At 45.2% G+C, this 15,695-nt stretch carries 14 protein-coding genes; 6 read left to right on the top strand and 8 right to left on the bottom strand.

Annotated features, from left to right (window positions below; translation table 11 throughout):
* Positions 1 to 36 precede the first annotated feature (36 nt).
* From IGK63_RS02350 to IGK63_RS02335, 4 genes are all read right to left on the bottom strand, one after another.
* Complete coding sequence (locus IGK63_RS02350; RefSeq protein ID WP_034872055.1) at positions 37 to 984, bottom strand: N(4)-(beta-N-acetylglucosaminyl)-L-asparaginase; 948 nt, start codon at positions 982 to 984, stop codon at positions 37 to 39.
* Positions 985 to 1,108: 124 nt separating this feature from the next.
* A complete protein-coding gene (locus IGK63_RS02345; RefSeq protein ID WP_016619682.1) occupies positions 1,109 to 2,410 on the bottom strand; it encodes a Sapep family Mn(2+)-dependent dipeptidase in 1,302 nt (433 codons plus the stop codon).
* A 25-nt stretch (positions 2,411 to 2,435) separates the two neighbouring features.
* Entirely contained in the window at positions 2,436 to 3,164 is a 729-nt protein-coding gene (locus IGK63_RS02340) for a GntR family transcriptional regulator, LSA1692 subfamily (RefSeq protein WP_016611378.1), read from the bottom strand.
* Positions 3,165 to 3,190: 26 nt separating this feature from the next.
* The gene (locus IGK63_RS02335; protein ID WP_005227341.1) at positions 3,191 to 4,033 is read right to left on the bottom strand and encodes a YitT family protein; all 843 of its coding nucleotides are present in this window, start codon (positions 4,031 to 4,033) and stop codon (positions 3,191 to 3,193) included.
* A gap of 247 nt (positions 4,034 to 4,280) precedes the next feature.
* Between IGK63_RS02335 and IGK63_RS02330 the strand changes: the two genes are divergently transcribed.
* Entirely contained in the window at positions 4,281 to 4,712 is a 432-nt protein-coding gene (locus IGK63_RS02330) for an Hsp20/alpha crystallin family protein (RefSeq protein WP_005227339.1), read from the top strand.
* Positions 4,713 to 4,843: 131 nt separating this feature from the next.
* Here the strand turns inward: IGK63_RS02330 and yajC are convergent, their stop codons facing one another.
* The gene (gene yajC / locus IGK63_RS02325) at positions 4,844 to 5,185 is read right to left on the bottom strand and encodes a preprotein translocase subunit YajC (RefSeq protein ID WP_005232170.1); all 342 of its coding nucleotides are present in this window, start codon (positions 5,183 to 5,185) and stop codon (positions 4,844 to 4,846) included.
* Between the two features lie 82 nt (positions 5,186 to 5,267).
* Positions 5,268 to 6,413, bottom strand: coding sequence for a tRNA guanosine(34) transglycosylase Tgt (gene tgt / locus IGK63_RS02320; protein ID WP_005227333.1), 1,146 nt, complete (start codon positions 6,411 to 6,413; stop codon positions 5,268 to 5,270).
* A gap of 198 nt (positions 6,414 to 6,611) precedes the next feature.
* Between tgt and IGK63_RS02315 the strand changes: the two genes are divergently transcribed.
* Positions 6,612 to 7,322: a DUF975 family protein gene (locus IGK63_RS02315; RefSeq protein ID WP_005227331.1), complete on the top strand. Its 711-nt coding sequence runs from the start codon at positions 6,612 to 6,614 to the stop codon at positions 7,320 to 7,322.
* Between the two features lie 450 nt (positions 7,323 to 7,772).
* Here IGK63_RS02315 and queA read toward each other — a convergent pair whose 3' ends face one another.
* The gene (gene queA, locus IGK63_RS02310) at positions 7,773 to 8,804 is read right to left on the bottom strand and encodes a tRNA preQ1(34) S-adenosylmethionine ribosyltransferase-isomerase QueA (RefSeq protein ID WP_016611381.1); all 1,032 of its coding nucleotides are present in this window, start codon (positions 8,802 to 8,804) and stop codon (positions 7,773 to 7,775) included.
* Between the two features lie 352 nt (positions 8,805 to 9,156).
* Here queA and IGK63_RS02305 point away from each other — a divergent pair, with 352 nt between their 5' ends.
* The 4 genes from IGK63_RS02305 to IGK63_RS02290 are packed head-to-tail and all read left to right on the top strand — an operon-like array spanning position 9,157 to position 12,558.
* Positions 9,157 to 10,332 carry a betaine/proline/choline family ABC transporter ATP-binding protein gene (locus IGK63_RS02305; protein ID WP_008376079.1) on the top strand — a complete coding sequence of 392 codons (1,176 nt, stop codon included), beginning with the start codon at positions 9,157 to 9,159 and terminating at the stop codon, positions 10,330 to 10,332.
* A gap of 3 nt (positions 10,333 to 10,335) precedes the next feature.
* Positions 10,336 to 10,971 carry an ABC transporter permease gene (locus IGK63_RS02300; RefSeq protein ID WP_005227319.1) on the top strand — a complete coding sequence of 212 codons (636 nt, stop codon included), beginning with the start codon at positions 10,336 to 10,338 and terminating at the stop codon, positions 10,969 to 10,971.
* On the top strand, positions 10,971 to 11,891 hold the full coding sequence (locus tag IGK63_RS02295; RefSeq protein WP_016611382.1) for an osmoprotectant ABC transporter substrate-binding protein: 921 nt from the start codon (positions 10,971 to 10,973) through the stop codon (positions 11,889 to 11,891). Before IGK63_RS02300 ends, IGK63_RS02295 begins: the two co-directional genes overlap by 1 nt.
* A gap of 4 nt (positions 11,892 to 11,895) precedes the next feature.
* The gene (locus IGK63_RS02290) at positions 11,896 to 12,558 is read left to right on the top strand and encodes an ABC transporter permease (RefSeq protein WP_005227316.1); all 663 of its coding nucleotides are present in this window, start codon (positions 11,896 to 11,898) and stop codon (positions 12,556 to 12,558) included.
* A gap of 130 nt (positions 12,559 to 12,688) precedes the next feature.
* Here the strand turns inward: IGK63_RS02290 and IGK63_RS02285 are convergent, their stop codons facing one another.
* On the bottom strand, positions 12,689 to 15,520 hold the full coding sequence (locus IGK63_RS02285; RefSeq protein WP_016611384.1) for an endo-beta-N-acetylglucosaminidase: 2,832 nt from the start codon (positions 15,518 to 15,520) through the stop codon (positions 12,689 to 12,691).
* Positions 15,521 to 15,695 lie beyond the last annotated feature (175 nt).

The following is a 15,695-nucleotide window of genomic DNA, read 5'->3' as shown; positions in this document are numbered from 1 at the left end:
CATTCCTCCAATGTTTGTTTTTCTCAATCGCGGTTGTTAGACCGGCGCTTTGATTCGTTCTTCATACGCTTCCAACCATTCTTTCGTAATAGGCTCGATCATGGTTGTCTGCTCAGGTCCTGGCGTTGCCATAAAAATAGCTGGCGCTTGATTGGTGGTTGCGACACTAAAGGTAAATTCTACATTGGTTGCCACGCCCCAGCGCCCCTGTTTATCTAAGGCGATCAGCGAGAAGGCGCCGGCTTTGCCATAGCGCTTCTTCAATCGCGCTTCAAAGTCGTAAACGGCTTGATCACATGCTTCTTGCGGTGCTAGCCCTTCTCCCATCAAACGGACGATTTCGTAGGAAAGGCAGCCTTTCATCAAGTCTTCCCCTAACCCTGTGGCAGCGGCACCGCCGATTTCACTATCCACATAATAACCAGAACCAGATAAAGGTGAATCGCCGACACGACCGCTTTTTTTCATAAATAAACCAGAACTAGAGGTTCCTGCTGCCATACTTTGGTGTTCATCTAGCGCAACTACTCCCACTGTATCGTGGCCGTCATAGGGATCGAGGTTGTTGGCAGCGATCTCTGCTTTGCGCTTTTCCCAAATGGTTTTGGCTCGCGGTGTCAGCATCGCTTTGGGCTGGAATCCTTCGGCAAGCGCATAAGCGACCGCTCCTTGGCCGATCCGAAAACTATTGAATTTTTCCTCACTTAGGCGGCGTGCCACGGAAATAGGATTTTCCACATCGACGATCCCAGCGACGGCACCAATTTTGAAGGTATCACCATCCATGAAGGCAGCGTCCATTTCCAACACGCCTTCTTCGTTGGGCAGCCCGCCATACCCCACCGATTTATAAAATGGATAATCTTCCACTGCTTTAATGGCTGTTTCTACTGCATCTTGGCAGGAGCCTTGTTGTTCTAATAGTGATTTAGCAGCGAGCACGCCATCGTGTGCCATCCGCCATGTAGCAATCATTCCCCACATAAATATCCCTCCATTTTTCATAGCGCTTTCAAGTATATTCTATACGGTATATACTACTATGTCTATACTAAAAAAAGAGTTTCTCAAAAAAATTGGAAAAACTCTTCTTCGTTCGCGTCTTCGCTTATTTTGTCAGTGCTTGTAAGCTGCGCAGATAAATTTCAAGATTCATCCGTAGATCGGCAACCGCCATGTACTCATCTTGGTTATGAGCGATCCCTTTTTGCCCTGGAAAAGACGGACCGAAAGCAAGGATATTTGGCATCTTGCGGGCATAGGTTGCTCCTGTAGTGGTCACGGGGGTTGGATCATTGCCCGTTACTTGGTGATAGATCGTCGATAGCGTTTGGATTTCGGGGGCATCTTTTGATCGGCAGAACCCCGGAATGCTGCGAAGGATCGTAAGGCTTGCCCCTTCTGGCAATGCCTTTTGCACCCCAGCGAGTACTTGTTCCTCCGTTACCGATACAGGATAGCGAAAGGCCACTTCTAACGCTAGTCCACTGGCGGATTTTTGGAGAACCACAGGGGTCAAGATCAACTTTCCTGAATCAGCATCTTCTAGTACCAAATCAACGCCTTCGCCATAGTGCTGCTGGTGAAAACTTTGGGCGATCCACTGCAAAGCTGCTTGCAAGGACGGTGTCGCCGCTAGTTGCGGTGCTGCTTGCTGGGCAAGCTTTGTAATGGCATTGTCCCCTAGCTCAGGGGCATTGCTAGGGGAGCGTTTGCCTAGTGCTTCAAAGGACTGGCTGCCTATGGTTACCGATAGGTGGTCTGGCACATGATCGCGGAATTGATCGCCAGAAAACGCCGCTAACAGCTGCTGTTCTTGGGCGGGCAACGGAAAATCAAGTTGCACATTGACGACACCTCGTTCGCCGTAAACCACTGGGTACTTGCAGTCTGGCGTAAAACCAAAACGCGGTGGCTGCTCAGCCGCTAGATAATGCGGGATATCCGACATACCGCTTTCTTCATCTGTACCGAAAATGATCCGCAGCGGTAATTGCGGTTGATGACCAAGGTCTTTCAACAATTTCATGGCAAACAAACAGCTGATGATTGGGCCTTTGTTGTCTAAAATCCCTCGGCCATAAAAGTTGCCGTCCTTTTCAGTTAGTGCAAACGGTGGATAGCTCCAGCCAGAACCTGCCGGCACGACATCCAAGTGTCCTAACACACCGATATAGTCGGTATCCGTTGGTCCCCAATGGGCATAGCCGATTGCATCATCAATGACCGTTGTTTGAAACCCGTATGCTGCGCTTTTTTCCATGACGTATGCTAACACTTCTCGTGGTCCCTTGCCATAAGGCGCATGGGGCGCCGGCTCACCTTTGACGCTTGCAATCTGCATCACTTCGCTCAAAAGCGTGAGAAATTCTGACCAATTGGCTTCAATACTTGCTGTGAGTGGATCCACTGTCTTCACCTCTAAAGGATTGATTTTATTTTTGACGAACTAATGTATTTTTGAAGGTATATTTGTCTGCTCGGTAATAGGATGTATCGTATAAGATCGGTTTGGCTGATGCGGAATAGGTCATCGAATGGACCAAAAGCATCGGTTCCTCTTGAGGCACCTGTAAAAGTTTCGCAATATCGGCAGGACTTTTCACAGCTTCCACCTCTTGATGGGAATAACCAATCTCGATGTTGGCTTCAATGACTTGATATAAAGACGACTCTAATTGAGCTTTCGTGAGTTCTGCGGTGCCTTCTTGCAGATAGCGTTTCAGTACGTAAAGATTTTCCACCGTCATCGGCTCATCATCAAAGTAACGCAAGCGCACCAAATAAACGATCGGTTCCTTGGCGTAATCACCAAACAACTGACCAATCTCTATCGGGAGCTCTTTGACGGTTTCGATATGCAGAACTTCCGTACGGGTCTTTTTCCCTTGGACCTTTGCAGTTTCAGTAAAACTTTGAAGGCCGCCGGAGCCGCTTTGGATCTTGGGCTGTTTCATGACATAGGTTCCTTTGCCTTTTTCTTTCACCAACAAATTCTGGCCAATCAATAGATCGATGGCTTTGCGCACCGTTAAACGGCTGCACTGAAATTCCTCTGCTAAATCATAATCGGAAGGAAGTTTTTGGCTCGTCACGTACGTACCTTCATGAACCCGTTGCGCAATCTGCTGGGCAACTTCTTGAAATACTGCTTGTTTTTTCAACGTCTCTCCTACTTTCTTTCACTTTGCTACCATTCATAAAACGATCGATTGGCACTGACGCCAGAAGAAACACTGACAAACGCTTGTTCATCGATTCCTTGGATCATGCCTTCGACGGTCTTGAGTTCTCTATGGGAAATGACAAGTAATAATAGTTTTTTCTGTTGATGATCAAATCCACCTTCGACATCGTTGATGACCGTGATGCCTCGCTGCAAGGCACATTGCAGCGTCGTAATGACGGGTTCTGCTTTTTCTGTAACGACCAGCAGCTGCACACGCCGCTGCTTCAGGTTGACGTAGTCGACCATCCGCCCACTGATGAAGAAGGAAATGGCACTATAAAAAGCATAGGGCCAGCCAAAGATCAGCCCGGCTGCTAGCTGCAAACTGACATTGAAGCCGATAAAGAAACTGCCGATACTTCTACCAGTGGCTTTTTTCACTAAAATCCCTAAAATATCAAGCCCACCCGTTGAAAAATCGTCGTTCAATGTCAAGCCCACCGACACCCCGTGCAGCAATCCGCCGAACACGGCACAGATCACCGGATCGGTCGTTAAAGCAATGACCGGTACCACCTTCATCATAACAGAAGACAGGACGACGGTACAAACCGTCATGATGGTAAATTCTCGATCGATTTTGACCCAAGCAACCGCTAACAATGGCGCATTAAAAAAAAGCACCAAAAGCGGGATCGAAAGCTGCAGATTCAACTGCTCATCTAAAAGCTGCGACAGCAATTGCGACAAACCAGTGATCCCACTCGCATAAATATTTCCCGGCAGCCAAAAGAGATTTAGGGCAATCGACGACAGCAATGCATAGATCAAAGCAACAAGCATTCGTTTTCTATAACGTGCCATGTTTTTCCTCCTCCGCTTCGCTTTTAGTATATATCATTAAGTATATACTGTCACGCAGAAAAAGCAGGCGAAATGAGGGGGGAAACAGGAACGAAGCAATGTAAAAACACGCCAAAATCAAGGAGTAAAACGTTGGTATCAAAGGTTTTTTAAGATTTTTTTAAAGCGAGTAAATCACTTGAAATTCGCTAAAAAATGAATAAAATAAAAAGTGTAAAAACAAAAGAACAAAGAAAGGATGATTCTTATGACACATGAGATTGTGCCACGCCGCTCAGATTCATACAGTATGACACCTTTTGATTTCTTTGAAGATTTTGGCCGCAGTTTTTTTGATGGGTTTCCATCGAACCTGATCAAAACCGATATTCACGAGAATGACAAGGAATTTCTCGTTGAAGCAGAACTGCCTGGCATCCCTAAGGAAAATATTCAAGTAACCTATGAGAATGGGGTTTTAACGATTACGGGACAACACCAGACGGATCATGCGACCGAAGATGAAAAAGGACGTCTGGTTCGCAGCGAGCGCAGCTTGACAAGCGTTCGGCGACAATACCTGTTAGAAAACGTCAAAGAGGATGAAATCAAAGCCTCTTACGCTGAAGGAATTTTGAAATTGACGTTGCCAAAAGATCAAGGCAAACAAGCGTCAAAGAAACTGATTCCGATCGAGTAGCGAAGGCAATCAAAACACTGCAGCAAAACGAGCGATCTCTGTTTTGCTGCGGTGCTTGTTTTATTTTAGAAACTGTCCGACTACTAAAAAAACGCACCATCGCTTCTGAGAAAGCGACGGTGCGTTTGTGCTTATTCTTTGGTTTCGTCTTGGATGCTCGTTGCGTCTTCGACATCAGCTGGTTCGATTTGTGTCTCAACGGATGCAACAGTTCCAGGTTTCACTGTGCGGATCGCTGAACGATCAAACTCTAAGAAAATTCCTTCACAGTCGATGATCACGGTGCTTTTTTCTGTGTTGACTTCAGAAAGAACGCCGTGGAGTCCGCCGATGGTTACGACTTCATCGCCAGCTTTCATATTTTCTAAAAGATTTTTACGCTCTTGCTGTTGTTTCTTTTGTGAACGACTCATAAAGAACCACATTGCCACTAAAGCAACCAGCATAAAGAGCATTGGTAAAGATTGTGCCATTTTTTTCACCTCGATTTATTTTCTTTCTATAAGATACTTTATCAGAATTCCTCTATTATTCCCACCATTTTAGTAGAGAATGTTAGAAATTCCTCGCATTTTCCTTGTTGAACCCATACTCTTCAATAAAATGCTCACGGAACTCCAACAAGTTGTCGTCCATGATGGCTTGACGGACATTTTTCATCAGATTCAATAAGAAGTAGACATTGTGGTAAGACGTCAAACGCATACCAAAGGTTTCATCACATTTGATCAAGTGGCGGATGTACGCACGAGAATAGTTTTTACATGTATAGCAATCACACTTCTCGTCAATTGGTCGAAAGTCACGGGCATATTGCGCATTTTTCACGACTAAACGACCTTTTGAAGTCATACAGGTACCGTTTCTTGCGATCCGTGTTGGTAAAACGCAGTCGAACATATCGACACCGCGAATCACGCCATCGATCAAGGAGTCGGCTGCCCCAACGCCCATTAGGTAACGTGGTTTATTTTCTGGAATCCAAGGGGTCGTAAATTCCAACACGCGATTCATTTCCGCTTTTGGTTCGCCAACTGACAGGCCGCCGATAGAATACCCTGGGAAGTCCATACTAATCAAGTCTTGGGCACTTTGCTTGCGCAAGTCTTCAAAGCCTGCACCTTGAATGATCCCAAACAAGCCTTGACGATCTGGATTGGCATGAGCTTTCAAGCCACGTTCTGCCCAGCGAGACGTCCGTTCCACCGATTTTTTGACGTAGTCATAGCTTTCATCAAATGGCGGACACTCATCAAAACTCATCATGATATCTGATCCTAATTTGTTTTGGATATCAATCGCTTTTTCAGGAGATAAAAACATTTTCGACCCATTCAAATGGTTTTTGAAATGGACACCTTCTTCGACGATGTTGCGCATTTCGGCTAATGAAAAGACTTGGAAACCACCTGAATCTGTTAAGATCGGTTGATCCCAATTCATAAATTTATGTAAGCCGCCTGCTTCTGCAACAATGTCTTCTCCTGGACGCAACCACAAGTGATAGGTATTGCTTAAAATGACGCCTGCACCCATTTCTTTCAACTCTTCAGGGGCAAGGGTTTTAACCGTTGCTAATGTGCCGACTGGCATGAACATTGGCGTTGGAAAGGTTCCGTGAGGCGTGATCAGTTCGCCTAAACGGGCACCGGTATGCTTTTCTTTCTTTATCAGACGATAACGAATGGCTGGTTCCGTCATTCATTTCCCTACTTTCTCTCTAAACTCAATTAACTGTGCAACGCTATCTATGATAAGGGTTGCCCTTACATTTTGCAAGGAAGTTTAAAGAAACTAAGAGTATTTTCTCCTAGTTATGCGAAACATCTATTACTTTTTTTTGAAGATTTAGCGAAAGTTTGCTATCATGTTATTTATATTGAAGGGAGGTTTTTTGAAATGAAATCAAATAGAGAACTAAAAGCAGAAGCAAAAGCAATCCTGAGAGGCCGCTGGAAAGACAGTGTTTTGATGTGTATTGTACCGACTTTGATCTCGATCGCTATCGCACTCGTCATTATCGTTCTTGCTGTTATTCCATTGTATCAAAGCGGTATGTTTAATGATCTTGGTTCCACTGACGCAGTCAATTCCGCAGGAGGAAGTGGCAGCGGCAGTGGTGGCGGTTTGATCAGCGGTCTATTTTCTGCCTTATTCGGTGCTGGGATCTCTTGGACTTTCCTTGACATTTTACGCGGTAAGAAGCAATCGATCCAGCCTTTTTCTGATGTCTTTCGCGGCTTCAGTGGCGCTTTCGTGTTAGGGATCATCGTCATCTATATTCTGTCGACTATTTTCACGACGTTGTGGACGTTCCTGTTTATCATTCCTGGGATCATTAAAGCTTATTCTTATTCTCAAGCATATTTTGTCTTTTATGATACCTATGAAGAAACGGGCATGCGGCCAGATTTTCTCAGCTGCATCACAGGTAGCCGTCATTTAATGAAAGGCTACAAAGGTCAACTGTTCATCCTTGATCTGAGCTTCATCGGCTGGCACATTTTGGCCATCATGACAGCAGGAATTGGCTACTTATGGTTGACGCCATACATCAGTGCAACCAAAGCAGCATTCTATGACAATCTGCCTAAACGAGCACTTGCTTAAAAGATCGGTTCGCCGGTCTTTTTTTTTGAAGAAAAGAATCGTTTTCTTTTGCAAACGCTTCCGTTTCGTGTTATAGTATAAGTGTAAGGAAGGTAGCAACTCTGTTGGTGGTTTTCGTAAATATCGCAAACTCAATCTACTAAAAGTTGTTGAACGTACAAGTTTCACCTAGTACCAAACGTGTAAAGTAACAAGAAGAAAAACGTAACAAGGATCGAACATTTCCATATCGAAAAATGATACGTCTCATTTTGTATCGGAATACACGAAACATGTGTAAGTTTGTAAATGAAAACAAATTTTCGAGAAACATTGCTTTGCATGGACCACAAAAAGCGACCACCACTTATACCTTCCTCTAGTAGTAAGCTGGGCGACAAAAAAAGCAGTTCTAAAAGTTGAGAAATTGATTCAACTTAAAGAGCCGCTTACGTCGCTCAGTTTTTTTGTTTATTTTAAGAACATCGCATCGCCAAAGCTAAAGAAGCGATATCGCTCATCGATGGCATGCTGGTAGGCAGAAAGTGTTAGGTCGCGTCCTGCAAAGGCACTGACTAACATCACTAAGGTTGATTTTGGTAGGTGGAAGTTGGTAGAAAAAGCTTCCACGATTTTAAACTGATAGCCTGGCGTGATAAAAATACTCGTCCACCCACTATCGGCTTTGATTTGCCCATCAAACTTGGTCCCAATGGTTTCTAATGTACGGATCGAAGTCGTTCCGACTGCAACGATCTTGCCACCATTTGCCCGAACCTCGTTCAATTGTGCGGCAGCTTCTTCTGTCAAACGGTAAAATTCGCTGTGCATCTCATGATCAGCGATATTATCGACACTGACTGGACGAAACGTTCCTAAACCAACGTGCAAAGTCAGATAAACCAGCTTGACGCCTTTCGCTGCAATCTGCTCTAGCAATTCTGGGGTAAAATGCAAGCCGGCAGTTGGTGCGGCAGCTGAGCCGTTTTCTTTGGCATAAACCGTTTGATAGCGGTCTGGGTCTTCTAGCCGTTCTTTGATGTAAGGCGGTAACGGCATTTCGCCAAGTGATTCCAGAATCTCTAAAAAGATTCCTTTGTATTGAAAACGAATAATCCGGCCGCCGTGATCGAGCTCTTCTTCCACCACTGCCTCTAATCGTCCGTCGCCGAAGGTGATCTTCGTGCCGGCTTTGGCTCTTTTGGCTGGCTTGATCAAGGTTTCCCACGTATCCCCTTCAATATTATTCAGTAAAAGGATTTCCAGATGGGCACCGGTTTCTTGTTTTTCGCCATAGATACGAGCTGGTAATACCCGCGTATCATTCATCACCAAGGCATCCCCTGGTTCCAATTCATCAATGATGTTATAGAAGTGCTTGTCCTCAAATTTGCCAGTCTCGCGGTCAACCACTAATAAACGGGAACTTGAGCGATCACTTAATGGCGTTTGAGCGATCAGTTCTTCCGGTAATTCAAAATCAAAATCTTCAGTTGTAAGCATGTTGTTCCTCTCTTTCCCTAAATTCTTCTCTATTCTAGCATGTTTTTATAAAAATTGAAAAAACAGCTTTTAATTCTGCCCTTTCTTAGAAAAAAATAAAGAGACTGCTGCTAAGGCCTTCAGCAAAAAAGTCTCCTTTTTCCCAATGAAAAATAACGACATATTTCCGCTGCTTCTTTTCTCTATGCATCGCTCCTTAATTTGGACTTGCTTATGGCGCTATTTTCAGTTTTGTCTATACAATTATGAAAAAAATGGGCAGATTATTTGAATAACACGTGACTTTTCGGCATACTTAGTACAGATTCTAAGCCATTATTCAGATTGCTTAAATAAAAATAGAGGTGACATCATGATTGAGTTTCAGCAGGTATCCAAAATTTACAAAGGTGGTAAAGTCGCTGTTGAAGATGTGAATCTTTCCTTTGAAAAAGGCGAATTCATTTGCTTCATCGGGACAAGTGGTAGTGGAAAGACGACTTGTATGCGGATGATCAACCGTATGACGGATCCTTCTAAAGGAAAAATCTTGATCAATGGAAAAAGCGTTACAGAGATCAACCCAGTGGAGTTACGCCGTCAAATCGGCTATGTGATCCAAAGCATCGGTTTGATGCCTCACATGACGATTCGGGAAAACATCACATTGGTTCAAAAATTGTTAAAAGTCAGCCAAGAAGAACGCAACAAAACTGCCGAGCGTATGATCGACTTAGTGGAATTGCCACGAGAAATGCTCGACCGTTACCCCAACGAATTGTCTGGAGGGCAACAGCAACGGATCGGTGTTGTCCGTGCCTTGGCAGCTGACCAAGATGTCATTTTAATGGATGAGCCTTTTGGCGCACTAGACCCAATCACTCGTGACTCCTTACAAGATTTGGTTAAAGACTTGCAAGAACGGCTTGGAAAAACCGTCGTCTTCGTTACCCATGATATGGACGAAGCATTGAAGCTTGCTAGCCGTATCGTGATCATGAGTGAAGGAAAAGTCATTCAATTTGATACACCAGAAAATATTCTGCAACACCCAGCAACACCGTTTGTGGAAGAATTGATCGGTGAAGACCGCTTGTTACAAGCAAAACCTGACACGACGCCAGTCAAAGACGTAATGTTAAATACCCCGATCGCTATCACACCAGAAAAATCCATACAAGAAGCGATTCACTTGATGCGGGAAAAACGGGTCGATACCTTGCTTGTTACCGACAATAGCAACGTGCTAAAAGGCTACATCGATGTCGAATCCATCGACCGCAACCGTGGCAAAGTTACTAGTGTCGGCGATATCTTGAACAAAGATGTCTTTTTCGTTCGCGAAACCGCCTTGTTGCGGGATACCTTGCAACGCATCTTAAAACGCGGCTTAAAATATGTCCCAGTAGTAGATGCCGACAAACATTTAGTTGGGATTTTGACCCGTGCTTCCTTAGTTGATATCGTTTATGACGTGATTTGGGGCGATGAGCCATCGATCATGGAAGCCATTGAGTCGGCGAAACCTGAAGAAACTGAGGAGGTCTAGCGCATGCAAAGCTTCTTTAATGAATATGGCGGCCAATTGGTCACCAAAAGTCTTGAACATTTGTATATTTCCTTTGCGGCTTTGCTCTTAGGGATTCTTGTTGCCGTACCGATCGGTGTGATCTTGACCCGTTTCCCCAAAGCAGCAACGATCGTGATCGGCATCACCAGTGCGTTGCAAACCGTGCCTTCTTTGGCACTATTGGCATTGATGATCCCGATTTTAGGTGTCGGAAAAGTCCCTGCTATCGTCGCTCTTTTCATTTATTCCTTGTTGCCGATTTTGCGAAATACCTACATTGGAATGAAAAAAGTCGATTGGAATTACCGCGATGTTGCCAAAGGGATGGGGATGACCAACTTGCAGTCGATCATCAGTGTGGAATTACCTCTAGCGATCCCAACGATCATGGCAGGGATCCGCTTATCGGCCGTGTATGTTTTAGCCTGGGCTACCTTGGCTTCTTACATCGGTGCCGGTGGACTTGGTGATTTGATCTTTAGCGGACTAAACAACTACCAACCGCCTTTGATTTTTGCTGGGACGATTCCAGTGACGATCTTTGCTTTATTAGCTGACTGGTTACTGGGTTTGTTAGAAAACAAACTGACACCAGCTGCCTTAAGGGGGGATGCGTAATGAAAAAAACTTCAAAATTAGCGCTGTTGTTTTCCTTAAGTGTCGCTTTACTGTCCGGCTGTTCCTTTCCCGGTTTAGCATCGACTTCTGATGAGAATACCGTGGCGATCACAGGCGGGATCACTTCCGAAGCCCAAATTCTTGGCGCGGTGGTTGCCGGTATGGTCGAACACTATACGGATAAAAACACAACCGTCATTAACAACTTAGCAACAACGACCATCAATCACCAAGCGATGATGAATGGCGATGCGTCGATCTCAGCTGCCCGCTACACAGGAACTGACTTGACCACTACGTTAGGGTTGGAACCAGAATCTGATCCGCAAGCCGCCTTTGACAAAGTCAAATCAGAATTTGAGCAACGATACCAACAGACTTGGTTCCCATCTTACGGCTTTGATAACACATATGTCTTTCTTGTCAGGAAAGACACTGCTGAAAAATACGGATTGGAAAAAGTCAGTGACTTGAAAGATGTCGCAGATCAATTGGTCGCAGGGGTCGATACCGCGTGGATCACACGGGTCGGCGATGGGTACGATGGCTTCCAGGAAGCCTATGGATTCTCTTTCCAAAATATCCTACCGATGCAGATCGGTCTCGTCTATGATGCTGTTGATAACGGAAAAATGGATATCGTTTTAGGGTACTCAACCGACGGCCGGATCGGCAGTTACGATCTCGTGATGCTAGAAGATGATCTAAACTTCTTCCCGCCTTATGATGCCGCACCGATCGTCGATGACAAATTATTGAAAGAAACACCTGAAATCGGCGATGCCCTGAACAAATTAGCAGGCAAAATTGATACCGAAAAAATGCAAGAATTGAATTACCAAGTGGATAATGACCTTCTAGAACCAACGGTAGTTGCCGAACGTTTCTTAGAAGAAAATAATTACTTCGAAGGAGAGTGACGAAATGGCAGACATGAATTTATTCCAACAATTTCTTTTCTATTTTCAAGAAAATGGCGGCTATGTTTTTGCCCAGTTCATTCGTCACTTCTTGATTTCAATCTACGGGGTACTTTTTGCCTCAATCGTCGGGATTCCAATCGGGATCTTGATTTCTAAAAAAATGCGTTTGGCAGATTGGGTGATTCGTTTCGCCAATATCATCCAGACGATTCCATCTTTAGCGATGATCTCGATTTTAATGATCGGCATGGGCTTAGGTGTGAATGTCGTGATTTTAACGATTTTCCTTTATTCTTTGTTACCGATCATCAAAAATACCTATACCGGCATGCGCCAAGTCGACCGCAATACGTTAGATGTCGGCAAAGGGATGGGGATGACTAGCTGGCAACGATTGTATATGATCGAATTGCCATTGTCTGTTTCGGTGATCATGGCAGGGATTCGAAACGCCTTAGTCGTGGCGATCGGTATCACCGCTATTGGGGCTTTCGTTGGTGCTGGTGGACTGGGGGACATCATCATCCGTGGAACCAATGCGACGGATGGTGCATCGATCATCTTAGCCGGTGCTTTACCAACTGCCTTGATGGCGATCATTACGGATCTTGGATTGAGCTTTATTGAACGCCGCTTAGATCCAGCCAGCCGTACGTCACGCTAAACTTATTTGCAAAAAGCAAAAGCCGTTGTGACCATTTATTGGTCGCAACGGCTTTTTGGGTTTGGTCATTTTTCAGAAAAGCATGCTTCAGACGCTTCCCTTCTTAGGTTTAACGCCCTGCTCTTTTTCGCTATTTATCCATTCCGTATACTTCGACTTCATAGATTCGGGCTGCCGAATCTGCTCCTTGTGTTGGTTTATCGATACTGATTTTTACATATTGCACCTTCTGGACGGCAAACGTATTGGTGCTATTGCCGGCTTCATTTTTCAACGTTCGTGAAACTGGCTCATAGTCTTTGCCATCTTCACTGACGAGCACCGTATACGCCCGCGTATTCATGTCTGGACCTTCTCCACCAGCCTCCGCATGAGCGAGGCGTACTTCACTGACCGTTTGTGGCCGACCGAGATCGATCATCAACTCATGAGGCGCATTGCCTGTCGCACACCACTTCGTACTCAAATCACCATCGAGGGCAAAAGCCGGTGCTTCGGCATCATTGACAAACGATGAAGCAGTTGCTTCGGCATCTTTTGAAAGCAGCAGCAACTCTTTCGGCGCATCAGCAGAAATCGTGATCAATCCCGCCATTTCCAGAGGGGTCTCTCCTGCTTCGTTTTTGGCAACAAGCGTGACTTTGTAGGTACCTGGTTCCGAATAGGTCACTTGGGGATTTTCTTCTGTACTGCTCGTGATATCGCCGCCTTCAAACGTCCATTCGAATGCTTCAGCATTCGCAGATGAGGTATTCGTGAAGGTGATCGTTTCCCCCGGTGCTGCCAAGGTTCTAGAGGCTGTAAAGGCCGCTTTTGGCAGCTGATTGTTCGGCCAAGTGATCTCCACCGTATCTGATAGCTTGCCACGATTGCCATAGCGATCCACTGCCACCACCGCGAACTTGGTTTTCGTCCCTTTTGGACGTTCAACGGCATTCAAATAGTGGTTGGTTGCTGGCGTAGCTGCTAAGAAAGAGCGTGAGCCGTCATCGTTCAATTGGTAGATCTCATAAACCGCAGCTGTCTTGTCCTTGGCAGCTTCCCACGTTAAACGGACACCCGCATAGTTGCCCTCTTCCTCATCAAAGAGCACATCCTCAACCGTCAATGCTTCGGCAGCGAATTTCTCCGCTTTCTGATCTCCGATCGTTAATTGCCCTAAATTCAATTCATAGACATCACTGGTTTCTTTCGTGGTTATGTCATAACCGATCGCTGTCACTTCTCCTTTGATGTCTTTCAATGAGTAGGTGATCGTCGTCCAGTCTGTTGCGACCTCTTTGTCTCCTTTGATTGTTTGTGTCGAACCATCGGCTAAGGTCACGACCAAATCAAGAGTTGTCGGTACCGTTGCTTTGACAGTCGTTGTTAGCTTCGTCTTTTTCGTCACAGGAAATGCTGTCTGATACAATGCCATGTGACTGGTACTGCCTTTTGTCATCTGTCCACGTAGTTTCAGTGCATTTCCGCCATTGTAGGCATCCGCATAATTGATTGATACAGCCAAATCATTATCTTTTCCATGATCAAAGACCCAACGATAGGTCGGCAAAACAGCTTGCAAGCTTCGGTTGTTCCAATTGCGGCTGGACACTTTTTCTCCGTCGATAAAATAGTTGTAGCCATTACCCAGACTAAAATTCGTCACAAAAGGCAGCTCTGTGATAGCGGTCTGTTCCAGGGCATACGTGGAGATTCCAGGCCACTCTGTCGCTTCTGGCAGCTGGCTTTCCCGAGGATCGCCCGTGTTATTGACCCAAAAAGCATTCTCTTTGCTTTGGAAATCATCCGGCGTACTAGCAGAAGAATAGGTCCAGCTAGGCACATACAGGCCCAATGAGGTATAAGGAACGCCTTTTTCATCCGTAAACAGATCCCAGCGCACAGGCGTTGAATAGCCATTTTCTTGCACATCGATCCCAGCAAAAAGATCGTAAGGATCGACGCCGATTTCACGGGCTTTTTCATTGGAGGTCTTCAGCAACTCTTTGTCCGCCAGTTTGTCAGTAGTCCACCAGAAATTCAAGAACATACTATCTGCCAATGGGTTCATCTCTGCATCCACCAAATAGGCTTTGTTCTTATCCGTCAACGCGTTTTGCCAATCCATTTTCCCATCACTCGTCATAGAATCATACCACATGATCTCTAAATGCTCGTCGGCTTGTTCTTTGAATTGGGCGATCAATTCTTGCATCGCTTTGGCGTGGCTTTCATTTAGTCCTTTACCATCAGTCCCCGATTGTTCGACACCTTCCGCTGCATCATCAAAACTAGTGACCGCCGTATCGGTTTCTTGATTGATGAACCAGCCATCAAAGCCATACGTATTGGCAACTTCGATCATCTTTTCTACGATCGGAAAATTGCCATCCTCATCTTTAGCTAAAAACGTATCTAGCCATTCCAGCTTCCCACCATGGGCAGTTTGCGGAAAGAAGATCGTTCCTAAAACAGGCACGCCATTCCTATGAGCAGCATCCGTTACATCAGGACTTGGTGGTACGATGATCCCTTCGCCAGAAGAGCCGCCCCAATAAACCAATTGATCGATGTATTGCCAATAAGAAAAGACATTGGCATCAAAGGTATTGATCCCTCGTGGTGCATTGCCGCTCGTACTGCTATTCATGATCGAAAGCGCCACGACTTTGGTTTCTGCCGTTTGCGTGTCATTCATCTTCGGCAACGTCTCTTTAGCTGCCCGCTGCGCTAATGGAACGACGCTGGTATTGTATTTCGCATCTGGATCTTTTTCAAAAGACCATGCCAACAAATCCTCTGGGAACCAATAAGACGACTCCGGTTGATTGTCCATCGCTTTTTCCAACGTACTTTTGGCTGTTTCTTGGTAAACGACTTTTCCAGTTGTCTTCGCCTCACTTTGGGTGCAGCCGCCGATTGCCGTTGCCGCTGCCAATACCAACAAAGATACGCCAACTTTACTGATTTTCCTTGTCACACTTCTTCCTCCTTGTTTTACATAAACCCGCCAACATTCCTACACTAAAACGATAACGCTTTCAAAGGTAGGAATATAGGAACAAATTAAAGAAATCATGCAACAAATCCAAGAAGGTTGAGTTTAGAAAAAAAAGAGCCTCCTTTTTGGGAAGCTCTTGGTCAACTAGCTAAAA

This window comes from Enterococcus sp. AZ040 (assembly GCF_050499185.1).
GTDB lineage: Bacteria > Bacillota > Bacilli > Lactobacillales > Enterococcaceae > Enterococcus_D > Enterococcus_D entomosocium.
This window is presented reverse-complemented; position numbering and strand designations above follow the sequence as displayed.